Source organism: Pseudomonas baetica (assembly GCF_051216495.1).
GTDB lineage: Bacteria > Pseudomonadota > Gammaproteobacteria > Pseudomonadales > Pseudomonadaceae > Aquipseudomonas > Aquipseudomonas baetica_B.
Map to the genome: position 1 here is coordinate 45030 of NZ_JBPKAM010000025.1, position 22736 is coordinate 67765.

Consider the following 22736-nt stretch of genomic DNA (forward strand, 5'->3'; position numbering starts at 1 on the left):
GCGGTCTTTCGACAGCAGTGGAGCAGGGCGCGAGGAGCATCAACCGTCCGGCTCGGCCTTGCAACTCATGGCGCCCGATCCCGGCTTCTGGAACAGGACATCGCTGCCGCTTTGCCAGAAGCTGTAGTTGCCCTGGTAATCCTTGCCCGTGTATTGGCCGCCCGTATCGCTCGAGACCTGGGTCAAGGTGACCGAAGCGTTTGCCCACTTCAGGTACACCACACCCGGCTGCGTAGTAAAGAACGTGGCGGCCAGCGGTGCATTCAATCCGGAACAACGAAAGTTCAGGGGACCTTCGGTGAGCCTGTCGGGATCCCGGGTCCTGACAATAGCCGAGCCCTTGCGCAACTGGTAGGCGCGCTCGGCATAGCTGCGGATCGTGCACGCCCTGGGCTCCTTATCGGAGGCGCATTGGTTGCGCGCGTCGAGCCAGAACTTCTGGTCGGTCATGACTTTGTCCGGAAGCGGGACCGAGTGTTCATCCGTGAGCGCCAGGCGATAAAGACGCAGCAGCTCGCGATCCATCTGCGCCAGTTGCGCATCGCGGCAGATCAATTTTTCGATGGTGGCCGTCGCCGAGGTGCAGTCGAAGCTGGTCTTGTACGACGCCGCATTGGCATAGGCACTCGTTGCCACGCACAGGCTGGCAACCAGTATGTCGGTGAAAAAGGCCGTGACCGTTTTCATTGTTGGCTTCACCCAGTTCATTACGTGATGCCCGGATTGACGTGGTGTCGAACAGACATTCGTTCGCATAGGGTGTAAGCAGTGTAAGCCAGCGCCCGAAAGTTGCCACATCGGCTGACGGCTGGGGTGTGCGGCGAAGGCCAAGGACCGGGGGTTGCGGATGCGGGAGGGTGGGTTCTGCTGCGGTCCGGTGCCGGCAAGTGTCATGAAATGAAAAGTCATTGTCGTCTGATGAGAAGCGACCTTCAGGCGTGCGTCCTACAGTCCAATCAGCGCAATTCGATGCTGCCCGCCAATAATTGAGACTGGAGAATAAAAAAACATGGCCAAAGCCGTCCGCTTCTACGAAACCGGTGGTCCCGATGTGCTTCGCTATGAAGACGTCGAAGTGGGGGAACCCGGACCAGGTCAGGTTCGCCTACGCCACGTGGCGGTCGGCCTGAACTATGCCGACACTTACTTCCGTAATGGTACCTACCCGATTCCGCTGGCCAATGGCATGGGCGTTGAAGCCGCCGGTGTGGTCCAGGCCGTTGGCGAAGGTGTCACCAACGTGCAAGTGGGTGATCGCGTCACCTACACCGGCTTTCTCAACACCCTGGGGGCCTACAGCACCGAACGTCTGATCCCGGCCGCGCCGCTGATCAAGCTGCCGGAAACCATCGGTTTCGAAACGGCCGCCGCCATGACCATGCGCGGACTGACGGCATCGTACCTGATGCGCCGCATTTACGACTTCAAGGCCGGTGACAGCATCCTGCTGCATGCCGCCGCCGGTGGTGTCGGCCTGATCGTTTCGCAATGGGCCAAATTGCTGGGGCTGAATGTCATCGGCACCGTGTCCACCGAGGCCAAGGGCGAAATCGCCAAGGCACACGGCTGCGACCATGTGATCAATTACAGCCATGAAGACGTGGCCTCCCGCGTGCGTGAGCTGACCGATGGCGTTGGCGTCAACGTGGTCTTCGACAGCGTCGGCAAAAACACCTTCATGGGTTCCCTGGATTCGCTCAAGCGCCGTGGCCTGATGGTCTGCGTGGGCACCGCATCCGGCCCGATCCCGGCTTTCGATCCGGTGATGCTGGCCATGAAAGGCTCGCTGTTCCTGACCCGTCCGGCACTGGCCGACTACATCGCCGATCCTGCGGAAAAAGCCGCACTGGCCGGCGAGCTGTTCGACCACGTCGGCAGCGGTCGGATCAAGATCGAGATCAATCAGCACTACGCGTTGCAGGATGCCGTTCAGGCCCATCGTGACCTTGAATCGCGCAAGACCACCGGCTCGTCGATTTTCGTCATTTAAGGGAGCAGCCAGCCGTGAAAGTCGAACAATTGACCTGCCACATCGGCGCGGAACTGATCGGCGTGAACCTGGCCGATGCCATTCATGACGACGGCCTTTTTGCCGAGATCCGTGCCCAGCTGCTGACCCATCGCGTGCTGTTCCTGCGCGACCAGGACATCAGTCGCGCCGACCACGTAGCGTTCGCCCGCCGCTTTGGCGAGCTTGAGGACCATCCGGTGGCCGGCAGCGACCCGGATCACCCGGGGCTGGTGCAAATCTACAAGCGTCCGGACCAGCCGATGGACCGCTACGAAAACGCCTGGCACACCGACGCGACCTGGCGCGAAGCACCACCAATGGGTTGTGTGCTGCGCTGCGTGGAGTGCCCACCGGTCGGTGGCGACACCATGTGGGCGAACATGGTTGAAGCCTACGCAAACCTGCCCGATGACGTGAAGCTGAAGATCGCCGACCTGCGCGCCCGACACAGCATCGAAGCGAGCTTCGGTGCGGCCATGCCGATCGAAAAGCGCCTGGCGCTCAAGGCAATGTACCCGGATGCCGAGCACCCGGTGGTGCGTACTCACCCGGAAACCGGCGAGAAGGTGCTGTTCGTCAATGCCTTCACCACCCACTTCAGCAACTACCACACCCCGGAGCGGGTGCGCTTCGGCCAGGACGCCAACCCCGGTGCCAGCGAGTTGCTGCGCTACCTGATCAGCCAGGCGTACATCCCTGAGTATCAGGTGCGCTGGCGCTGGAAGCCCAACAGCATCGCGATCTGGGATAACCGCAGTACCCAGCATTACGCCGTCATGGATTACCCCGCGTGCCACCGCAAGATGGAGCGCGCCGGGATCATCGGCGACAAGACTTACTGATCGACCCCTCTGCATTCGCACTCGTAAAGCCCCCCGCCGGGAACAGACCCGGCTGGGCGCACAATCATAAGAACTGGAGTAAATCATGCAATTCTTCGACGATTCCCTGCACCCGGAAAACATGGATAAGGTGGTCATCACCGTAGCCCCTTATGGTCCTGAGTGGATGCCGGAAGACTTCCCGGAAGACATTCCGCTGACCATGGACGAGCAAGTCCAGAAAGCGGTCGAATGCTATGAAGCCGGCGCCACTGTTTTGCACCTGCACGTGCGTGAACTGGACGGCAAGGGTTCCAAGCGCCTGTCCAAGTTCAACGAGCTGATCGCCGGTGTGCGTGAAGCGGTGCCGGACATGATCATTCAGGTCGGCGGTTCGATTTCCTTCGCCCCGGAAAGCGACGGCGAAGCGGCCAAGTGGCTGTCCGACGACACTCGTCACATGCTGGCCGAACTGACGCCGAAACCGGATCAGGTTACCGTGGCGATCAACACCACCCAGATGAACATCATGGAGCTGCTGTATCCGGAATACCTGGAAGGCACTTCCCTGGCCAACCCGGCTTATCAGGCCGCCTACAGCGAAATGACCGTTCCGGCAGGACCAGCCTGGGTCGCCGAGCACCTCAAGCGCCTGATGGATAACGACATCCAGCCGCATTTCCAGCTGACCGGCATGCACGCCATGGAGTCTCTGGAGCGTCTGGTGCGCAAGGGCGTGTACATGGGCCCGCTGAACCTGACCTGGATCGGCATCGGCGGCGGTTTCGACGGTCCGAACCCGTTCAACTTCTTCAACTTCATCCACCGCGCGCCGGACGGTTGCACGCTGACTTCCGAGTCGCTGCTCAAGAACGTCATGCCGTTCAACACCATGTCCATGGCCATGGGTCTGCACCCACGTGTGGGCAACGAAGACACTATCATTGATCACAAGGGTGATCGTTTCGGCTCGGTCGCTCAGATCAAGCAAACCGTGCGCATCGCCCACGAACTGGGTCGCGAAATCGCCACCGGCAAAGAAGCCCGTGAGATCTATCGCATCGGTGTGAAGTACAACAGCATCGAAGAAACCCTACTGGCCAACGGCATGGCGCCTAACCGCAAGCCGGGGCAGAAAGGCGTTCCGCAACGCGGATGACCGGTAGCGAGGGCGGGAGATCAATGATCTCTCGCCCCGTTGCATGACATAACGCTCGATAACAACAAAAACAAAGTTTCGAGGAGGCTGCATGGCCTTTCACCCAATTGCCGCCGACGATGACGAAGGTACGGTCAACGTGGCGCGCCGCTATGCCTGGATCGTGTTCGCCCTGACGTTCGGCCTGCTGATTTCCGATTACATGTCGCGTCAGGTACTCAACGCGGTGTTCCCATTGCTCAAGGGCGAATGGGCGCTGAGCGACGGCCAGCTCGGTTTGCTCAGCGGGATCGTCGCCTTGATGGTCGGCCTGCTGACGTTCCCCCTGTCGTTGATGGCAGACCGTTTCGGCCGGGTCAAAAGCCTGGCGCTGATGGCGATGCTGTGGAGCCTGGCCACCCTGGGCTGTGCGCTGGCGCAGGATTACCAGCAGATGTTCATTGCCCGGTTCATGGTCGGCGTGGGTGAAGCGGCGTACGGCAGTGTCGGGATCGCCGTGGTGATTTCGGTGTTTCCCAAGCATATGCGGGCAACGCTGGCCAGTGCCTTCATGGCCGGTGGCATGTTCGGCTCGGTGCTGGGCATGGCCCTGGGCGGTGCCATCGCCGCCAAGCTCGGCTGGCGCTGGTCGTTCGCCGGCATGGCGCTGTTCGGCCTGCTGTTGGCGGTGCTGTATCCGATTATCGTCAAGGAGGCGCGCATCGCGCCGAAACGCGTGACCAATGCCCTTGGCCAGGCCAAGGTTAAACAGCCGCTTCGGACGCTGATTTCCAGTCCGTCGGTGATCGCGACTTACATTGGCAGCGGCTTGCAACTGTTTGTCGGTGGCACGGTGATTGTGTGGATGCCGAGCTATCTGAATCGCTACTACGAAATGGGCACGGACAAGGCCGGGGGCATCGCGGCGATCATCGTGCTGTGCAGCGGCGCGGGCATGATCCTGTGCGGCATGCTCAGTGATCGCCTGTGCCGCAACATTCCGGAGCGCAAGGTGGCCCTGGCCATCGCGTATTGCTTGGGCAGTTGCCTGCTGCTGTCGGCGGCGTTCGCTTTGCAGGCGGGACCGTTGCAATTGGCGTTGATCTGCCTGGGCATGTTGATTGCCGCCGGCACCACGGGACCGGCGGGGGCCATGGTTGCCAACCTGACCCATTACTCGGTGCACGGTACGGCCTTTGCGACCCTGACCCTGGCCAACAACATGCTGGGACTGGCCCCGGGGCCGTTCCTCACCGGCAAGGTGTCCGACCTGATCGGCCTGCATGCCGCGTTTCAACTGGTGCCGCTGGTCAGCCTCGGCGCTGCGGCCGTGTTCTTTTATGCCAAGTGTCATTACCACAAAGATATTGCCCGGCTTAAGGGGCAGAACGTGCCTGAGTCCGTTAGCGAAGCAGGGTTAGAGGTGAAGTTGTGAGTGGTCGTCTGCGTATTGATGTGTTTCTGGATTTCATCTGCCCCTGGTGCCTGATCGGCAAGCGCCAGCTGGAACGCGCTCAGGCGTTGTTGCTCGGCAAGTACCCGGAGGTGGAGTTCACCACGGTGTGGCACGGGGTGCAGTTGCTGCCCGATCTGCCGGTGCAGGGCCAGCCCTTCGCCGAGTTCTATCGCAAGCGTCTGGGCAGTGCCGACGCCGTGCGGATGCGCCAGGCCCAGGTGCAACAGGCCGCGCTGGCGGTCGGCGAAACCATCGATTTCAGCCGCATTGCCACCATGCCCAACACCGCTGATGCCCATCGACTGCTGGAGCGGGTCAATGTACTGGGCAATAGCCAGCAGCGTGACGCCTTGATCGAACGCCTGTTCGCTGCGTACTTCCATCTTGGTGATGATCTGGGTTGCCGCGAGACCTTGTTGTCCATCGCGCAATCCTGCGGTTTCGAGGCAGGTTTCGTTGACGATTGCCTGCTCGGCAACGGCGAGCCTTTTGTCGGTGACCCCGGCGCGACCGGTGGCGTACCGTGTTTTCAGTTCGACCGCCGAGTGACCGTGGTGGGAGCACATCCCGCCGAAGACCTGTTTGGCGTCATGCAAGAAGCCTTGCTTGAACGCAATGGCGAGCGACAACCCTCATGAGCACCCGTGTACGTGTGCCTGCCGGAAAACTCCCGCAGGCCGGGGGCCGTGCGCTCTTCGAATTCGATGACAAGAGCATCGCGCTGTTCAACGTCGACGGTGAACTGTACGCCATCGACGACAGCTGCCCGCACCAGGGTGCCTCGTTGTGTGGCGGTCGCCTCGACGGACGGGTGATTCAGTGCTGTGCCCATGGACTGCGGTTCGACCTGGCCAGCGGTTATTTGCTCAATTCCAACAAACTCAAGGTCGCCAACTACCCGGTCGAGGTCATTGGCGATCAGGCATTCATTGTCATCGTCACCGAGGAGACCGCGCCATGAGCGCCATCGCTCTGACCCGCATCCACAGCCGCACGCGCGAATTGGCGCCGGGGTTTATCGTCAGCCTGATCGTCGCGGCGGCGGCGTCCTTTCTGTCGGAGCACTACGGTGCGCCGGTCATGCTGTTCGCGCTGCTGCTAGGCATGGCGCTGAACTTTCTTGCCGGGGAGGGCAGTTGCAAGGCGGGGATCGAATTCACCGCGCGCACCGTATTGCGTATCGGTGTAGCGCTGCTGGGCATGCGCATCACCCTTGAGCAGATTGCCGCGTTGGGCTGGAAACCTTTCGCGTTGGTGGTGATTCTGGTGGTGGTGACGATCAGTGTCTCGGTGATCGCGGCCAAGGCGCTGGGCTTCCAGCGTCTGTTCGGCATGCTCACCGGTGGCGCCACGGCGATTTGTGGTGCCTCGGCTGCGCTGGCGCTGGCAGCGGCGTTGCCCAACCATCCGCAAAAAGAACGCGCCACTTTGTTCACCGTGATCGGCGTCTCGGCGCTGTCGACCCTGGCGATGATCGTGTACCCGATGATTGCCAACTGGCTGTCGTTGTCGCCCCAAGTGGCCGGGGTTTTCCTGGGCGCCACCATCCACGATGTCGCGCAGGTGGTCGGCGCCGGTTACAGCATGTCCACGGAAACGGGCGACACGGCCACGGTGATCAAGCTGATGCGGGTGGCCATGCTGCTGCCGGTGATCGTTTGCGCCGCCATGATTACCCGCATGCAAGGTGCAGACTCGACGGGCAAACGACCGCCGCTGTTGCCTTGGTTCGCCGTCGGCTTTCTGATTCTGGCTTGTATCAACAGCACCGGCTGGATAGCCCCGGTGGTGCAGGGTTCGGTCAATGAACTGTCGCGCTGGTGCCTGGTGGTGTCCATCAGTGCCTTGGGCATGAAAACCCAGCTCAAGGAACTGGCGGCGGTGGGGATCAAGCCGATCCTGTTGATGGTGGGGGAGACGGTGTTTCTGGTGGTGTTGGTGCTGCTGTTGTTGCGCTGGGGGATGTAAGTCAGCACACACCCTTGATATGGCAGGGCTGCATTGCGTCTTCTCCTAGGCGTGGTGCAGCTGTCAACCGGTGCCACAGCGCCGGTTATTTTGCGGCGACTGTACCAGCAGTCGCCGTTTTTTTTATTCCTCGTCATCCCCTGTGGGAGCGAGCCTGCTCGCGAAGGCGGCCTGGTAGCCGACCTGGCTTTTGCTGACCGTGTACATATCCATTTCTTCGGTAACGGCGGCTTATGGTTTCGCCCTTACGGCGAGTCCCTTTGGCAAACGCCGGAGTGCCGGCCCAGCCCAAAGGAACCAAAGGTCTTGCCCCAGCGTCCGGCCCCTCGCTGAGGCTCGGGGTTCCTTCGCTCCAGCATTCATCCGGGGGCATTGCCCTCCGGTTGGCTTCGCTGCACCTACATGCAATGTGTTCGACTGCGTCGAACGGCGCTGCGCGCCTATCCCCGGATGAACGCCTCCGCTCAGCCTGCCGAAGGGGCGGGTGGATCAAGATCAAAAGCTGAAGGCGAGCTAACGCTCGGCCTGATGAGTGGTGAAAAGCAGGTGTACACCCACCAGCTTTTGCTTTTCTGTGGGAGCGAGCTTGCTCGCGATGGTCGTCAACGATAACGGTGGCAGCCTGACACCCAACTGTGTCCTGTCATTCATCGCGAGCAGGCTCGCTCCTACAGGTATCCCCGATCTGCTTTGGCTTTGGCTTTGGCTTTTGATCTTTTGCCCCTTCGGCAGGCCGAGCGTAGGTGTTCATCAGGGGGTTAGGCGCGTAGCGCCGTGCGGCGAAGCCGCACACATCGAGAGGAGGTGCAGCGAAGCAAACCGTAGGCGATGCCCCCTGATGGACACCGTAGCGAGGGAACACCGAGCTTCAGCGAGGTGCCGTACGCTGGGGCAAAGCCTTTTGGTTCCTTTTTGGCGTTTGAAAAAGGGACTCGCCGTAAGGGCGAAACCATAAGCCGCCGTTACCGCAGAAACGGATATGTACACCCTCAAAAACCAAATCGCCTAACACACCGCTTTCGCGAGCAAGCCCGCTCCCACAAAAACCACATCGCCTGACCCTCCGCCTTCGCGAGCAGGCTCGCTCCCACAATTTGATCTTCAGTGTTCAGGTCGCTCTCGAACCGTGCCGGGCTTTTGAGTACTGCGCCAGGTCGCCGGCGGCATGCCGAACTGCGAAATGAACCAGCGGGTGAAGGAACTGGCCATTGAATATCCCAGCATGTCGGCGATGCGCCCCAACGAATAATTCGGATTCTCCAGATACCGCACCACCAGGTCGCGGCGCACATCATTGATCAGGTCGTTGAAGGCGCAGCCGTCGTCCTTCAGGCGTCGCTGAAGGGTCCGCACGTTCATGCCCTGGGTCTGGGCGATTTGTTCGATGGTGGCGCGCCCCATCGGCAGCAGCAGGTAGATGGCCTTGCGCACTTCGAACAGTATCGAGGGCCCTTCGTGGCTTTGCAGCGAGTCGAGGTAGCGCTGGGCGTGGCGGGCCATCGCCGGGTCGGCGTGGGGGTTGGTCATGTCCAGGCTGGCATCGGGGCAGACAATGCCGTTGAACTCGCTGCCGAACTCCAGGTTGCAGCCGAACAGGCGACGATGCAATTGCAGGTTGTCGGGCGGCTGGTGGGTGAAGTTGACGCTGTAGGGTTGCCAGTGAGCACCGAGGAGGGCGGAGCACAGTCGGAACATCACGCCGATGGCCAGTTCATTGGCCTGTCGGCAGGGCATGGGGGAGTCGGTGACCACTTCCTCGCGAATAATCACCATCTTGCCGGCTTCTTCGATGAAGATCGCCAGCGATTCATTCATCAGGTGCCGGTAATGCACCAGCACCTGCAAGGCATCGCGCAGCGTTCGTTGATGAGTCAACAACAGGCTGACGACACCAAAATCCGAGAGTTGACGCGACTCGGCCATGCTCAGGCCAAAGCTTTGGCAGCCGCTGGCAATGGACGAGTCCTCCAGCAGGCGCACGGCCGAATCGATCGGAATTCGATGTTCGGGGGTTTGCAATCGGGTCTTGCTCAGGCCGACGCTGGCCAGCAAATCGTGCGGATTGAACCCCAGATAATGAGCAACTTCCAGGTAGTTGGTCAGGACGGCGGCGCGAACGAGCTTTGTCATGCAGAGGCGTTCCTGCAGTGGATCCAATGGAAACGAGCGTGGCGGAATATAGCCAGCACGCCAGCAATTGAACAGGGTTTCAAAGCCACGTTAACAGCTTAGTAGCGACCACCTGGCAGCTCTAGTAAAGCTGTCATCAAAAGAAAAGGCACTGTCGTCAAATGAAAAGCGCGGCATCTCCCGGCTCTTTAATGTCGGCACTACAAAAAACGCCTGACCACTGAGTCAAGCAAGTCACCGAGAAGCCGAAGGTGTTCAAGTGGACAAATTGCATACCACCGCAACCGTTCTGATCGTACCAGGCCTGCGCGAGCACGTTGCCGAGCATTGGCAAACGTTGCTAGAAGCCCGTTTGAGTAACGTACGTAGCGTTCCACCTCTTGAGACTGACAAACTCGACTGCGCTGCCCGCGTCCGGGCAATCCAGCATGAGCTTGAGCAAATCGACGGCCCGGTGATCCTCGTCGCCCACAGTGCCGGTGTACTGATGGTGGCCCACTGGGCCGCTCGCTACAGCCGCCCGATCAAGGGTGCGCTGTTGGCCGCGCCGCCAGACCTCGCCGCTCAATGGCCCCAAGGTTACCCAAGCCCGCAAACCCTTCGCGACCACGGCTGGACCCCCATGCCCCAAGGGGCGCTACCCTTTCGCAGCATTGTCGCTGCCAGTACCGACGATCACCTCGCCAGCTTCGCCGCGGTCACTCGCATGGCCCGGGACTGGGAGGCGGAGCTGGTCAACCTCGGCGCCGTCGGCCACCTCAATCCGGCGTCGGGCTTCGGTCCGTGGCCTCAGGCAGAAGAATTCATTCTGGACCTGGATCGCTAGAAAGGCGTCGGCCCGACGGTCCGGCACCCGACAACTATATTCACCTCCCAATGCGTTGGCGCGCTTTGATCAGGCGCCTACGCGGGGAACCCTGCGCTTAAAACAAATACAAAAAAGCGGAGCCAACGCTATGTATAACAACAAGATCCACGGCTACACACTTCCTTCGCGTCGCAGTCTGTTGGCCCTGGCCATCGTGGCGGCATCCATGCCGACCGCGTACGCCATGGAGATCGACACCGGCAACCCCGACTGGAGCGTACGGTTCGATAACACCGTGAAGTACAACTACGGTGTACGCACCGAAAGCGCCGACAAGCGGATGCTGGGCACGCCGAATAACAACGACGGCGACTACAACTTCCGCAAGTCCGGGACCAACATCACCAACCGTGTCGACCTGTTGACCGAGATGGATGTGGTCTACCAGCAAAACATGGGTTTCCGCGTCAGTGCCGCGAGCTGGTACGACAAGGCCTATGAAAACACCGGGTCCAACTCCAACCCGTTCGTCAACGGCAATAAAGGTACCTCCGGCCTGGTCGCCAACGACCCGCGCCTGGCGGGCGTGACCAACGACAACGTCGGTTTCGGCAGCCCCAACCTGAGCAACTATGCCCAGCGCTATTACACCGGTCCGTCCGGCGAGATCCTCGATGCCTTCGTGTTCTACAGCACCGAAGTGGGCGAAGAGTCGATGTTCAGTATCAAGGCCGGCCAGCACAACGTGTTCTGGGGTGAAACCATCCTCAACCCGGTGCACTCGATGAGCTACGGCCAGTCCGGCCTGGACCTGGCCAAGCTGGCTGCATCGCCGGGTACCGAGGCCAAGGAACTGTTCGTGCCGCGCAACCAGGTGTCGATGTCGTTCACCCTCAACCCTGAGTGGACCATCGGCGCCCAGTACTTCCTGGATTGGGATGCGGCACGTCTGCCCGAGGCGGGCACTTACTACGGCGGTTCGGACCTGGTGGGCTTCGGCGCACAGTCGTTCCTGCTGGGCAACACCAACTCCATCACCCCGGGCAGTCCGCTCGGCTGTGGCCTGGCACCCTGCAACGCACTGACCAACGTGCGTCGCGGCAATGACCTGGAACCGGACCATCACGGCGATTGGGGCGTCATGGCCAAGTGGTCGCCAGCCTGGCTGGATGGCACCCTGGGTCTCTACTACCGCCAGACTTCGGACATCCTGCCTCAGGCTTGGCTTGACGCCCGTGGCCTGACCTCGGCCAACCCTAACGGCACGCGCCCAGCAGGCCAGGTGCCGGCCGTGGTCAACACCTTGAACTCGCTGAACACCGCCACCTATCAACTGGCTTACTCCGACAAAATCGACATTTTCGGCCTGAGCCTGTCCAAGGACATCGGCGGCGTCAGCGTCGGCAGCGACCTGAACATTCGTCACAACATGCCGTTGGCCAGTATCCCGGCCATCGTCAGCACCACCAGCCCTCTCGGGCTCGGTCAAGGCCTTGGCCTGTTGCCTCCACGCACGGCCGCCACCGGCGTGGTCTACGACACCCCGCACGATGGCGACAGCATGAGCGCCACTGGCGACACCTTGCACTGGACAATCAACGGCCTGATGACCTTGCCCAAGACCCCGGTGTTCGATTCGGCCGTGCTGCTGACCGAGCTGTACTACAGCAACCTGCTCAAGCTCGATAGCAAGAACGAAGCGCTCTACAAGGGCAAGGACAGCTACCGCGGCATCGATGCGCCGACCCGTGACAACTGGGGCGTCGCGGTCAACTTCACGCCGACCTGGTACCAGGTGTTCCCGGGCGTGGACATGAACCTGCCAATGTCGGTCAACGTCGGTCTCGACGGTGTCTCGCCGGTATCGGGTGGTGGTGCCAAGGACACCGGCAACTACGCCGTCGGCGTCGGTGCCATCGTTTACAACAAGTACTTCGTCGACCTCAAGTACGTGGACTCCTTCGGCAAGGCTGACAAGTGCAACGTCAGCGGCAACAGCACCGGTGCTGCCAACGCCGGAAGTGGCGACGGCTCCACGCCGAACGCCTTTAGCGGTAACGAAAACTATGCGTGCTACGCCGGTGGCTATTCAGCCTTCTCGGGCGGCGGTGCGACCACAGAAGACCGTGGCGCGCTGTACCTGACGCTGAAAACCACTTTTTGATTCACCCAATGCTTAGTCAATAAGCAGGAGTTAGTAACCATGAAATTCGTCAAAACCCTGTTGGCCGCTTCGCTGGCCATGGCCGTTGCCGCTCAAGTGCAGGCCGCCGTATCGACTCAAGAAGCCGGCAAGCTCGGCAGCAGCCTGACCCTGATCGGCGCGGAAAAAGCCGCCAGCGCCGACGGCTCCATTCCAGCCTATGCAGGTGGTTTGACCACCGCTCCAGCGGGCTTCAAGTCCGGCGACAGCATGCGTCCGGACCCGTTCGCCAACGAAAAACCGCTGCTGGTGATCGATGGCAAGAACGTCGACAAGTACAAGGGCATGCTCACGGCCACCACCGTTGAGCTGGCCAAGCGTTTCCCGACTTTCCGTGTTGATGTCTACCCGACTCACCGCACCGTGGCATTGCCGCAGAACGTGCTGGACAACAGCGTGAAAAACGCCACCGGCGCCAAGTCCCTGGAAGGCGGCCTGGCCATCGACAACGTCCTGCCTGGCGTGCCGTTCCCGATCCCGCAGTCGGGCAGCGAAGCGATGTGGAACTTCCTGCTGCGTTACCAGGGCGTCAACATCAACTCCAAGTACGATTCGTGGAACGTCGACTCGGCCGGCGTGCCGAGCCTTGCCATCACTGGCCAGGCGTTCATTACCTACCCGATCTACGAAAACATGTCGCAGCCGATCAGCAGCTCTGACGTGTACTACCAGATGAAGCTGTATTACACCGGTCCTGCGCGCCGCGCCGGTGAGTCGATCATGCTCAAGGACGCCGCCAACCCGCTGGAACAACCGCGCCGTGCCTGGCAATACCTGCCGGGTCAGCGCCGGGTCAAACTGGCTCCGAACCTGGCCTACGACACGCCTAACCCAGGTACTGCCGGTGCAGGCACCTACGACGATGTGTTCGTGTTCAACGGTGCACTGGATCGCTACGACTGGAAGCTGGTCGGCAAGCAGGAAATGATCGTGCCGTACAACACCTACAAGCTGACCTACGCCCAGGACCCGAAAAGCCTGACCACCGCCAACCACATCGCGCCGGATTTCGTGCGCTGGGAGAAACACCGCGTGTGGGTGGTGGAGGGCAACCTCAAGGCCGGCGCCCGTCACATCTACCAGAAGCGTCGCTTCTACCTGGATGAAGACAGCTGGGCCGCTCTGGCATCCGACCAGTACGACGCACGCGGTCAGCTCTACCGTGGTTCCTTCGCCTTCCTGAGCCAGAGCTACGACAAGCAAGTGCCGGACTCCACGCCGTTCATGATCTATGACCTGGTCGGCGGCACCTACAACATCAACGGTGTGGTCGGCCCTTACGGCGGCATCCGCTACATCGACTCGCTGTCCAAGGCGCAGTGGTCGCCGGAGTCCCTGGCGGGCGCCGGCATTCGCTAAGCGTCGGGTTTCAACGCCGGGTCGCCTGCGGGCACCCGGCGCAGTTTTCTCATGAGGACGCCGTATGTATTCGTTCAAGAAGTGCGTGCCGCTGCTGATAGGCGCCGCGCTGGCTCTGCCGCAAGGATTCGCTCAGGCTGCCACCTACGTCGACGTGCTTGATCTGCCCGCCAGGGTCAGCGCCCTGGCCGTGCGCAGCCCCTTGCTGGACACGACCCGTGCCGGCGACCGACTGGTTGCCGTGGGCCAGCGAGGCCACATTCTGTTTTCCGATGACGCCGGCCAGCAATGGCGCCAGGCCGCCGTACCGGTCAGTGCCGACCTCAATGCCGTGTATTTTCCTTCGCCAATGAAGGGCTGGGCGGTCGGTGGCGATGGTGTGGTGTTGCACAGCAGCGATGGCGGCGAGACCTGGAACAAACAACTCGATGGTCGCCAGATCGGTGACTTGCTGGTCAAGCATTACAGCGCATTGGCCCAGGCTGAACCGGCCAACGAGCAATGGCCGCTGCTGGTCGCCGAAGGTCAGCGCCTGGCCGAAGAGGGCGCCGATAAGCCGCTGCTGGACGTCTGGTTCGCCGACGACAACGTCGGTTATGTGGTGGGCGTGTTCAACCTGATTCTGCGTACCGAAGACGGTGGCAAGCACTGGACACCGTTCCAGGACCGTACCGAAAACCCCCAGAGCTTTCACCTCAATGCCATTGCCTCCACGGGTGATGGGCTGTACATCGCCGGCGAACAGGGCCTGCTGCTGAAATGGGATGAAGCCAGTCAGCGTTTCAATGCCTTGCAGACACCCTATCAGGGCAGCTTTTTCGGTTTGATCGGCAAGCCAGGCGAAGTACTGGTTTACGGGCTTCGCGGGCATGTGTTGCGCAGCACCGATGGCGGTGCCAACTGGACGTCGCTCCAGTCGGGCCTGCAAGTGAGTATTACCGCCGCCGCGCTGGGCGATGACGGCCGCTTCCGGCTGTTCACCCAGGCCGGGCATGAATTGCTCAGCCAGTCTTCCGAGACTCGCCTGCAACTGATCGCCCAGCAAAACCAGTCACCGGTAGCCGGTGCCGTGCAGGCCGCCAATGGCTCGCTGATCGTGGTGGGCAGTCGTGGTGCACGGACGCTTTCCAAAGAATAAGAACCGATAAAATCAGAGCGGGTACCCTCCTATGGGCAATATTCAGCAAGACACCATGCCGGTGATTGGCGACTTGCGCGACTTCGATCACCGTTCCGGCAATCGCCTGGAACGCTGGGTGTTCAACCATCGTCCACTGTTCATGCTGCTGATGGCGGCGATCACTTTGGTACTGGGCTACATGATGGCAACCCGCCTGGAGTTGCGCCCCAGTTTCGAGAAGATGATCCCGCAGAGTCAGCCGTACATTCAGAATTTCCTCGAGAACCGCCAATCGCTGCGTGGCTTGGGGAGTTCGGTACGGGTCGTGGTGGAAAACACCCAGGGTGACATTTTCGACCCCGAGTACCTGAACGTACTCAAGCAGGTCAACGATGAGCTGTTTCTTGCCGAGGGTGTCGACCGCGCCTGGATGAAGTCGCTGTGGAGCCCGGCGGTGCGCTGGACCGAAGCCACCGAAGAAGGCTTCCAGGGCGGCCCGGTCATGCCCGATGCCTACAAGGGCACGCCGCAAGACATCGAGCAGTTGCGGCAGAACATCAACCGCGCCGGCATCGTCGGCAGCCTGGTGGCCAGCGACTTCAAATCCACCATGCTGATCGTGCCGCTGCTGGACAAGGCTTCGGCCACCGGCCACGGTATCGACTATCACAAGTTTTCACGGATACTCGAGGAGCGTCTGCGCGACAAGATCGAGTTCGCCGGCGCCGACCATAAAGCCGGGGAGGAGGGCAAGGGCCACTACAAGATCCGGGTGATCGGCTTCGCCAAGCTGATGGGCGACCTGATCGATGGCTTGATTCAAGTGATGATGTTCTTCGGCCTGGCGATCATCACCTCGCTGATCATCATCTACGCCTACACCCGTTGCGTGCGCAGCACCCTGTTGGTGGTCGGTTGCTCGTTGATCGCGGTGATCTGGCAGTTGGGCATCGTCGCCTGGCTGGGTTATGCCATCGATCCGTATTCGGTGCTGGTGCCGTTCCTGATTTTCGCCATCGGTGTCTCCCACGCGGCGCAGAAGATGAACGGCATCATGCAGGACATCGCCCGTGGCACCCACAAGCTGATCGCGGCACGCTACACCTTCCGCCGCCTGTTCATCGCCGGTGTCACCGCGCTGCTCGCCGATGCCGTCGGTTTCGCGGTACTGATGCTGATCGACATTCCGGTGATCCAGGACCTGGCCATCACCGCCAGCATCGGTGTCGCCGTGCTGATCTTTACCTCCTTGTTGCTGATGCCCGTGGCGCTGTCGTACATCGGTGTCGGGCGCAAGGCCGCCGAGCGCGCGCTGAAGATCGACACCCGCGCCGCGCAGCATCGCGGCTTTGGCAAACTGTGGGACATGCTCGACCGCTTCACCACGCCCAAGTGGGCCACCGGCACGGTGCTGTTCGCCCTGCTGCTGGGCATTGGCGGTTTCATGGTCAGCCTGCAACTGAAGATCGGCGACCTGGACAGTGGTGCGCCGGAGCTGCGTGCCGACTCGCGCTACAACCGGGATAACGCCTACATCACCAGCCACTATGCGCTGTCCAGCGACCTGTTCGCGGTGATGATCAAGACCGCGCCCGAAGGTTGCCTGAATTATCAGACGCTGGTCCTGGCCGATCGTCTGGCCTGGGAGCTGCAACAGCAACCGGGCGTGCAAGCCACGTCGTCGCTGGTTAACGCCGTGCGCCAGATCACCGCCGGTACCTTCGAGGGCAACCCCAAGCTCAACAGCATCCAGCGCAACCAGAACGTGCTGAACTATGCCGCGCAACAGGCCTCGGTCAACGCGCCGGAGCTGTTCAATACCGATTGCTCGCTGATGCCGGTGATTGCCTTCCTTAAGGATCACAAGGCTGAAACGCTCGACGCCGTCGTCGCCGTTGCCGATAAATTCGCTAAGGAAAACAGCACCGCGGATCGGCAGTTCCTGCTGGCCGCAGGTACCGCCGGGATCGAGGCGGCGACCAACATCGTAGTGCGCGAAGCCAACCACACCATGCTGCTTTATGTATACGCGGCGGTGACGCTGTTCTGCTTGATCACTTTCCGTAGCTGGCGTGCCACGGTGGTAGCGCTGCTGCCGCTGGTCCTGACCTCGATCCTCTGTGAAGCGCTGATGGTGGTCATGGGGATTGGCGTGAAAGTGGCCACGCTGCCGGTGATCGCCCTGGGGGTCGGGATCGGTGTGGATTACGCGTTGTACTTGCTCAGCGTGCAGTTGCAGTACCAGCGCCAGGGCATGCCATTGGCGCAGGCCTACCGCAATGCGGTGTCGTTCACCGGCCGGGTGGTCGGACTGGTGGGCATCACCCTGGCAGCCGGCGTGGTGTGCTGGGCGTGGTCGCCGATCAAGTTCCAAGCCGACATGGGCATCCTGCTGACCTTCATGTTCCTGTGGAACATGCTCGGTGCCTTGATCCTGATCCCGGCGTTGTCGTTTTTCCTGCTGCGAAACATCACCCCCGTGGCAGCAAAGTCCACCGAACCTATGGTGGAGCGTGTTGGTGTCCACTCATAAGGGTGGCACTTCCATTGACCAGGGCCCGTACAAGGGCCCTGACATTGCGTGAGTCTTTCAAACATGTCTGATTACAAAGCGCCCCTGCGCGACATTCGGTTCGTGCTCGACGAAGTGTTCAATGTTTCCACGCTATGGGCCGCCATGCCGGCCCTGGCCGAGGTGGTGGATCAAGACACCGCCCATGCCATTCTCGAGGAAGCGGGCAAGATTACCGCTGAGCTCATTGCACCGCTCAATCGCAGTGGCGACGAGCAAGGCTGTTCGTGGCGCGATGGTGAAGTCACGACGCCCGCGGGCTTTGTCGATGCCTACCGTGCCTTTGCCGAGGGTGGCTGGGCCGGCGTGGGCGGTGATCCGGCGTACGGCGGCATGGGCATGCCCAAGGTCATTGGCGCCCAGGTCGAGGAAATGGTCAACGGCGCCAATCTGTCGTTCGGCCTGTACCCGATGCTGACCGCTGGCGCTTGCCTTGCGCTCAATGCCCACGCCAGCGAAGAACTGAAAGCGGCTTACCTGCCGAACATGTACGCCGGCACCTGGACCGGTTCGATGTGCCTGACCGAGCCGCACGCCGGCACCGACCTGGGCATCATCCGCACCAAGGCCGAGCCTCAGGCCGACGGTACCTACAAGGTCAGCGGCACCAAGATCTTCATCACCGCTGGCGAGCACGACCTGACCGAAAACATCATTCACCTGGTGCTGGCCAAACTGCCGGACGCCCCGGCGGGCCCGAAAGGCATTTCGCTGTTCCTGGTGCCGAAGTTCCTGGTCAATGCCGACGGCAGCCTGGGCGCGCGCAACCCGGCCAACTGCGGTTCGATCGAGCACAAGATGGGCATCAAGGCCTCGGCGACTTGCGTGATGAACTTCGACGAAGCCGTGGGCTATCTGGTCGGCGAGCCGAACAAGGGCCTGGCGGCGATGTTCACCATGATGAACTACGAGCGTCTGGGCGTCGGCATCCAGGGCCTGGCGCAGGGCGAACGCTCCTACCAGAGCGCCGTTGAGTATGCCCGTGACCGTCTGCAAAGCCGCTCGCCGACTGGCGCGCAGAACAAGGACAAGGTGGCCGACCCGATCATCGTCCACCCGGACGTGCGTCGCATGTTGCTGACCATGAAAGCCGCGAACGAAGGCGGCCGTGCATTCTCGACTTACGTGGCCATGCAACTGGACACCGCCAAGTTCAGCGAAGACGCTGCCACGCGTAAGCGTGCAGAAGATCTGGTAGCGATGCTGACCCCGGTGGCCAAGGCGTTCCTCACCGACCTGGGTCTGGAAACCACGGTGCACGGCCAGCAGGTGTTTGGCGGCCACGGCTACATCCGCGAGTGGGGCCAGGAGCAACTGGTGCGAGATGTGCGCATTACCCAGATCTACGAAGGCACCAACGGGATTCAAGCGCTGGACCTGGTGGGGCGCAAGATCGTCGGTAATGGCGGGGCGGCCTATAAGCTGTTTGCCGAGGAGATTCGTCATTTCGCTGCCACGGCGGACACCGGGCTCGAGGAATTCATCAAACCGCTCGAAGCGGCGCTGGATAACCTCGACGAGCTGACCGCGTGGGTACTGGATCGTTGCCAGGCCAATTCGCAAGAGATCGGCGCGGCGTCGGTGGAGTACTTGCAGGCATTCGGCTACACCGCCTACGCCTACATGTGGGCACTGATGGCCAAGGCCGCGTTGGGCAAGGAAGCGCAGGACGATTTCTACGCGAGCAAACTGGGCACGGCGCGCTTCTATTTCGCCCGCCTGTTACCGCGGATTCACTCGTTGAGCGCTTCGGTGAAGGCTGGCAGCGAATCGCTGTTCCTGCTGGATGCCGAGCAGTTCTGACCAGGTGATTCGAACTCCTGTGGGCGCGAGCAGGCTCGCTCCCACAGGAGCAACTAACAGCATCAGGAAGACTTTACTGTGGTGAACACAAAAATAATCGCGCCCGCGCCAGGTGCCTACACCTATCCCTTGTTGATCAAGAGCCTGTTGCTCTCGGGCGGACGTTATTCGCCCGATCAGGAAATCGTCTACGCGGACAAGCTGCGCTACAACTACCGGACACTCAATGAGCGCATTCAACGCCTGGCCGACGCGCTGACGCGCGCCGGGGTCAAGGCGGGGGACACCGTGGCGTTGCTGGATTGGGACAGCCATCGTTATCTGGAATGTTTTTTTGCCGTGCCGATGCTGGGCGCGGTCTTGCACACGGTGAACATTCGCCTGTCGGCGGAGCAGGTGCTGTACACCATGAACCACGCCGAAGACGATCTGGTGCTGGTGCATGACGATTTCCTGCCTCTGGTCGAGCAGATCCATGATCAGCTGACCACCGTCAAAGGCTACATCCAGCTCACTGACGGTGAAGCGTCTTCGACCGCGCTGCCGGTCCTGGGTGAATACGAAAGCCTGCTGGTCAGCGCCGAGCCGCATTTCGACTTCCCGGATTTCGACGAACAGTCCGTCGCGACCTTGTTCTACACCACGGGCACCACCGGCGACCCCAAGGGCGTTTACTTCACCCATCGCCAGTTGGTGCTGCACACGCTCAATGCCGTGGGCAGCCTCGGTGTGTATCAAAGTCGACCGCTGCTGCGTTCCGACGATGTGTACATGCCCATCACCCCGATGTTTCACGTCCATGCCTGGGGCGTGCCGTACGTCGCGACCCTGATGGGGATCAAGCAGGTGTACCCCGGCCGTTATGAACCCAACAGCCTGGTCAAGTTGTACCGCGAAGAGAAGGTGAGCTTTTCCCATTGCGTGCCGACCATTCTGCAAATGATCCTGGGCTGCGACGAAGCCTCCCGGACTGACTTCAGCGGTTGGAAAATGCTTCTGGGCGGCAGCGCGTTGACCCAGGGGCTGGCCGCTCAGGCGACGGCTCGGGGCATGCGCGTCCACGCCGGGTATGGGATGTCCGAGACCTGTCCGTTGCTGTGCCTGACGCACCTCAGTGACGTCGAGCTCGAACAACCCGCGCAGGAGCAAGTGGCGGCGCGCATCAAGACCGGCGTGGCAGTGCCGATGGTCGATTTGAGGATCATCGATGCCAACGGCAACGAAGTGGTTCAGGATGGCGAAGCACAGGGCGAAATTGTGGTCCGGGCGCCATGGCTGACCCAGGGCTATTTGAAGTCGCCGGAAAAAGGCGCCGAGCTGTGGGAAAACGGCTGGATGCACACCGGTGACATTGCCTCGATCGATCCTCGGGGCGTCGTGGAAATCAAGGACCGGATCAAGGACGTGATCAAAACAGGCGGGGAGTGGATCAGCTCGCTGGAACTGGAAAGCCTGATCAGTGAGCATCCGGCCGTCACGTCGGTGGCTGTCGTGGGCATTCCGGATGCGCAGTGGGGTGAGCGGCCGGTGGCACTGGTCGTCTGCGCGCCTGGACAGAACCTCAACGCGTCCATGCTGGAGGACCACATGCTTCAGTATGTTGAGAGTGGCCGGATCAACAAGTGGGCGATCCCGAGGCAGGTTCGGGTCGTTGCCGACATTCCTAAAACCAGTGTCGGGAAAATCAACAAGAAGTTGATTCGTGAACAGGAAATGAGTCTGTAAGCAACGATGATCCCCTGTAGGAGCGAGCTTGCTCGCGATGGACTCAAGAACGGCGCGTCCTGTCAGCAAGTACGCGTTTTCGTTGACGACCATCGCGAGCAAGCTCGCTCCTACAGGGGGTGGTGGGTTAATCCAGGTGTTCGGGTTTGACCGGGTCGCCGGATTTCATGTTCAGTTGTTCCCGCACATCCTCGAACATCGCGTCGTAGTGCTTGTGAATCGAGCCGATGCTGCTCAGTGCCTTGGGAATGCCATATTTCTCCGCGATTTTCGTCACATTGCTGGCGAAGTTGTAGGCCTGATCCTTGGGCAGGAAGAACGGGTCATCGACCGTCTTGCCCTGGATCGTGCCATGCATTCTGAACTGCATGCCTTTGCCTTCCTTGGGATCCTGTGCCACCTCATAATCGATTTTGATGTTGTAGCTGACATCTTTATCGTTCAGCGCGTGGCGCTCAATGTGCAGATGACCGGGCGTGAACGTAGCCATTGTTACTTCTCCTTCGAAGGCATTGGAGCAGGGCAGACCCTGGGTCTGCCCCGGATTTTCTATTTATGTGAAGCTCTTTAAACGTAGCTGATGCCAGGTTTCTCCGTCGTGATGCGGGTGCCGGCCTTGCCCTGGACAATCGCTTCGATGTCCGAGAGTGAGCCGATCACCGCGACCTTCCCAGTGTTGCGGGCAAACTCGCAAGCGGCCTGGACCTTGGGTCCCATGGAACCGGCGGCGAAGCCGAGCTTCTCCATTTCGTCGGGATGGGCCTGGGCAATGGCCTTTTGGGTTGGCTTGCCGTAGTCGATAAAAGCGGCGTTGACGTCAGTGGCGATCACCAGCAGATCACTTTCCAGCTGTTCGGCCAGCAAGGCCGAGCACAGGTCCTTGTCGATCACCGCTTCCACGCCTTCCAGTTTGCCGGGCGAGGTGTACATGGTCGGAATGCCGCCACCGCCGGCGCAGATCACGATGCTGCTTTTTTCCAGCAGCCACTTGATCGGGCGGATCTCGAAAATGCGCTTGGGTTTGGGGCTGGCCACCACGCGGCGGTATTTATCGCCATCCGGAGCAATCGCCCAGCCTTTTTCAGCGGCAAGTTTTTCTGCGTCAGCCTTGGAGTACACCGGGCCGATGGGTTTGGTGGGGTTCTTGAACGCCGGGTCGTTGGCATCGACTTCGACCTGGGTGAGCAGGGTGGCGAAGGGCACTTCGAAGTCCAGCAGATTACCCAGTTCCTGTTCGATGATGTAGCCGATCATGCCTTCGGTTTCAGCGCCGAGCACGTCCAGCGGGTAAGGGGTCACGGAGGTGTAAGCGGCCGCTTGCAGCGACAGCAGTCCGACTTGCGGACCATTCCCGTGGGCGATCACCAGTTGGTTGCCGGGATGGATCTTGGCAATCTGTTCGGTGGCGATCCGGATGTTGGCGCGCTGGTTGTCCGCCGTCATGGGTTCACCCCGGCGGAGCAGGGCGTTACCGCCCAGAGCAACGACGATACGCATAATGCAGTCCTTCCATGCAGAGAGGTTACGGGCTTCCCGGTCCTTTGTGGGAGCGAGCCTGCTCGCGAATGCGGTGTACCAGTCAGCATCGATGTTGAATTTGTATCTTATACACATCTGACGCT

General features: G+C 60.9%; 18 protein-coding genes. 14 read left to right on the top strand and 4 right to left on the bottom strand.

Annotation, left to right across the window (positions count from 1 at the left end; translation table 11 throughout):
- Nucleotides 1-39: 39 nt before the first annotated feature.
- Complete coding sequence (locus ACSFE6_RS11815) at nucleotides 40-687, bottom strand: MliC family protein (RefSeq protein WP_435427767.1); 648 nt, start codon at nucleotides 685-687, stop codon at nucleotides 40-42.
- A gap of 322 nt (nucleotides 688-1009) precedes the next feature.
- On the opposite strand from ACSFE6_RS11815, the gene ACSFE6_RS11820 reads away from it, so the two are divergent.
- The 7 genes from ACSFE6_RS11820 to ACSFE6_RS11850 all read left to right on the top strand — a co-directional run bounded on the left by ACSFE6_RS11820 (nucleotide 1010) and on the right by ACSFE6_RS11850 (nucleotide 7394).
- Entirely contained in the window at nucleotides 1010-1990 is a 981-nt protein-coding gene (locus ACSFE6_RS11820) for a quinone oxidoreductase family protein (RefSeq protein ID WP_435427768.1), read from the top strand.
- Between the two features lie 14 nt (nucleotides 1991-2004).
- On the top strand, nucleotides 2005-2853 hold the full coding sequence (locus ACSFE6_RS11825) for a TauD/TfdA dioxygenase family protein (protein WP_435427769.1): 849 nt from the start codon (nucleotides 2005-2007) through the stop codon (nucleotides 2851-2853).
- Between the two features lie 85 nt (nucleotides 2854-2938).
- Complete coding sequence (locus ACSFE6_RS11830) at nucleotides 2939-3991, top strand: 3-keto-5-aminohexanoate cleavage protein (protein WP_435427770.1); 1053 nt, start codon at nucleotides 2939-2941, stop codon at nucleotides 3989-3991.
- A gap of 91 nt (nucleotides 3992-4082) precedes the next feature.
- Nucleotides 4083-5405: an MFS transporter gene (locus ACSFE6_RS11835; RefSeq protein WP_435427771.1), complete on the top strand. Its 1323-nt coding sequence runs from the start codon at nucleotides 4083-4085 to the stop codon at nucleotides 5403-5405.
- Nucleotides 5402-6064: a DsbA family oxidoreductase gene (locus ACSFE6_RS11840; RefSeq protein WP_435427772.1), complete on the top strand. Its 663-nt coding sequence runs from the start codon at nucleotides 5402-5404 to the stop codon at nucleotides 6062-6064. Before ACSFE6_RS11835 ends, ACSFE6_RS11840 begins: the two co-directional genes overlap by 4 nt.
- Nucleotides 6061-6387 carry a Rieske (2Fe-2S) protein gene (locus tag ACSFE6_RS11845; RefSeq protein WP_435427773.1) on the top strand — a complete coding sequence of 109 codons (327 nt, stop codon included), beginning with the start codon at nucleotides 6061-6063 and terminating at the stop codon, nucleotides 6385-6387. The genes ACSFE6_RS11840 and ACSFE6_RS11845 overlap by 4 nt, the downstream gene beginning before the upstream one ends.
- Complete coding sequence (locus ACSFE6_RS11850; protein ID WP_435427774.1) at nucleotides 6384-7394, top strand: YeiH family protein; 1011 nt, start codon at nucleotides 6384-6386, stop codon at nucleotides 7392-7394. Before ACSFE6_RS11845 ends, ACSFE6_RS11850 begins: the two co-directional genes overlap by 4 nt.
- Before the next feature lie 1101 nt (nucleotides 7395-8495).
- On the opposite strand, the gene ACSFE6_RS11855 is transcribed toward ACSFE6_RS11850, so the two are convergent.
- Nucleotides 8496-9524 (bottom strand): AraC family transcriptional regulator, encoded by a 1029-nt coding sequence (locus ACSFE6_RS11855; protein WP_435427775.1) that lies wholly within the window; start codon nucleotides 9522-9524, stop codon nucleotides 8496-8498.
- A 259-nt stretch (nucleotides 9525-9783) separates the two neighbouring features.
- On the opposite strand from ACSFE6_RS11855, the gene ACSFE6_RS11860 reads away from it, so the two are divergent.
- The 7 genes from ACSFE6_RS11860 (at nucleotide 9784) to ACSFE6_RS11890 (ending at nucleotide 21114) form a co-directional block, all read left to right on the top strand.
- Entirely contained in the window at nucleotides 9784-10350 is a 567-nt protein-coding gene (locus ACSFE6_RS11860) for an RBBP9/YdeN family alpha/beta hydrolase (RefSeq protein WP_435427776.1), read from the top strand.
- A gap of 130 nt (nucleotides 10351-10480) precedes the next feature.
- Complete coding sequence (locus ACSFE6_RS11865) at nucleotides 10481-12496, top strand: DUF1302 domain-containing protein (RefSeq protein ID WP_435427777.1); 2016 nt, start codon at nucleotides 10481-10483, stop codon at nucleotides 12494-12496.
- Between the two features lie 39 nt (nucleotides 12497-12535).
- Nucleotides 12536-13894 carry a DUF1329 domain-containing protein gene (locus ACSFE6_RS11870; protein WP_435427778.1) on the top strand — a complete coding sequence of 453 codons (1359 nt, stop codon included), beginning with the start codon at nucleotides 12536-12538 and terminating at the stop codon, nucleotides 13892-13894.
- Nucleotides 13895-13958: 64 nt separating this feature from the next.
- Nucleotides 13959-15032 carry a WD40/YVTN/BNR-like repeat-containing protein gene (locus tag ACSFE6_RS11875; protein WP_435427779.1) on the top strand — a complete coding sequence of 358 codons (1074 nt, stop codon included), beginning with the start codon at nucleotides 13959-13961 and terminating at the stop codon, nucleotides 15030-15032.
- A 31-nt stretch (nucleotides 15033-15063) separates the two neighbouring features.
- Complete coding sequence (locus tag ACSFE6_RS11880) at nucleotides 15064-17547, top strand: efflux RND transporter permease subunit (RefSeq protein WP_435427780.1); 2484 nt, start codon at nucleotides 15064-15066, stop codon at nucleotides 17545-17547.
- A 63-nt stretch (nucleotides 17548-17610) separates the two neighbouring features.
- Nucleotides 17611-19389: an acyl-CoA dehydrogenase C-terminal domain-containing protein gene (locus ACSFE6_RS11885; protein WP_435427781.1), complete on the top strand. Its 1779-nt coding sequence runs from the start codon at nucleotides 17611-17613 to the stop codon at nucleotides 19387-19389.
- A 78-nt stretch (nucleotides 19390-19467) separates the two neighbouring features.
- The gene (locus tag ACSFE6_RS11890; protein ID WP_435427782.1) at nucleotides 19468-21114 is read left to right on the top strand and encodes a fatty acid--CoA ligase; all 1647 of its coding nucleotides are present in this window, start codon (nucleotides 19468-19470) and stop codon (nucleotides 21112-21114) included.
- Nucleotides 21115-21241: 127 nt separating this feature from the next.
- Here the strand turns inward: ACSFE6_RS11890 and ACSFE6_RS11895 are convergent, their stop codons facing one another.
- Complete coding sequence (locus tag ACSFE6_RS11895; RefSeq protein WP_435427783.1) at nucleotides 21242-21604, bottom strand: DUF5064 family protein; 363 nt, start codon at nucleotides 21602-21604, stop codon at nucleotides 21242-21244.
- A gap of 77 nt (nucleotides 21605-21681) precedes the next feature.
- A complete protein-coding gene (gene arcC, locus ACSFE6_RS11900) occupies nucleotides 21682-22611 on the bottom strand; it encodes a carbamate kinase (RefSeq protein WP_435427784.1) in 930 nt (309 codons plus the stop codon).
- Nucleotides 22612-22736 lie beyond the last annotated feature (125 nt).

What these genes read in the sequence shown, in the direction of transcription:
- ACSFE6_RS11815 (WP_435427767.1), bottom strand. Translation starts at nt 687, where the DNA reads ATGAAAACGGTCACGGCCTTTTTCACCGACATACTGGTTGCCAGCCTG.
- ACSFE6_RS11820 (WP_435427768.1), top strand. Translation starts at nt 1,010, where the DNA reads ATGGCCAAAGCCGTCCGCTTCTACGAAACCGGTGGTCCCGATGTGCTT.
- ACSFE6_RS11830 (WP_435427770.1), top strand. Translation starts at nt 2,939, where the DNA reads ATGCAATTCTTCGACGATTCCCTGCACCCGGAAAACATGGATAAGGTG.
- ACSFE6_RS11835 (WP_435427771.1), top strand. Translation starts at nt 4,083, where the DNA reads ATGGCCTTTCACCCAATTGCCGCCGACGATGACGAAGGTACGGTCAAC.
- ACSFE6_RS11845 (WP_435427773.1), top strand. Translation starts at nt 6,061, where the DNA reads ATGAGCACCCGTGTACGTGTGCCTGCCGGAAAACTCCCGCAGGCCGGG.
- ACSFE6_RS11850 (WP_435427774.1), top strand. Translation starts at nt 6,384, where the DNA reads ATGAGCGCCATCGCTCTGACCCGCATCCACAGCCGCACGCGCGAATTG.
- ACSFE6_RS11855 (WP_435427775.1), bottom strand. Translation starts at nt 9,524, where the DNA reads ATGACAAAGCTCGTTCGCGCCGCCGTCCTGACCAACTACCTGGAAGTT.
- ACSFE6_RS11865 (WP_435427777.1), top strand. Translation starts at nt 10,481, where the DNA reads ATGTATAACAACAAGATCCACGGCTACACACTTCCTTCGCGTCGCAGT.
- ACSFE6_RS11870 (WP_435427778.1), top strand. Translation starts at nt 12,536, where the DNA reads ATGAAATTCGTCAAAACCCTGTTGGCCGCTTCGCTGGCCATGGCCGTT.
- ACSFE6_RS11875 (WP_435427779.1), top strand. Translation starts at nt 13,959, where the DNA reads ATGTATTCGTTCAAGAAGTGCGTGCCGCTGCTGATAGGCGCCGCGCTG.
- ACSFE6_RS11880 (WP_435427780.1), top strand. Translation starts at nt 15,064, where the DNA reads ATGGGCAATATTCAGCAAGACACCATGCCGGTGATTGGCGACTTGCGC.
- ACSFE6_RS11885 (WP_435427781.1), top strand. Translation starts at nt 17,611, where the DNA reads ATGTCTGATTACAAAGCGCCCCTGCGCGACATTCGGTTCGTGCTCGAC.
- ACSFE6_RS11895 (WP_435427783.1), bottom strand. Translation starts at nt 21,604, where the DNA reads ATGGCTACGTTCACGCCCGGTCATCTGCACATTGAGCGCCACGCGCTG.
- arcC (WP_435427784.1), bottom strand. Translation starts at nt 22,611, where the DNA reads ATGCGTATCGTCGTTGCTCTGGGCGGTAACGCCCTGCTCCGCCGGGGT.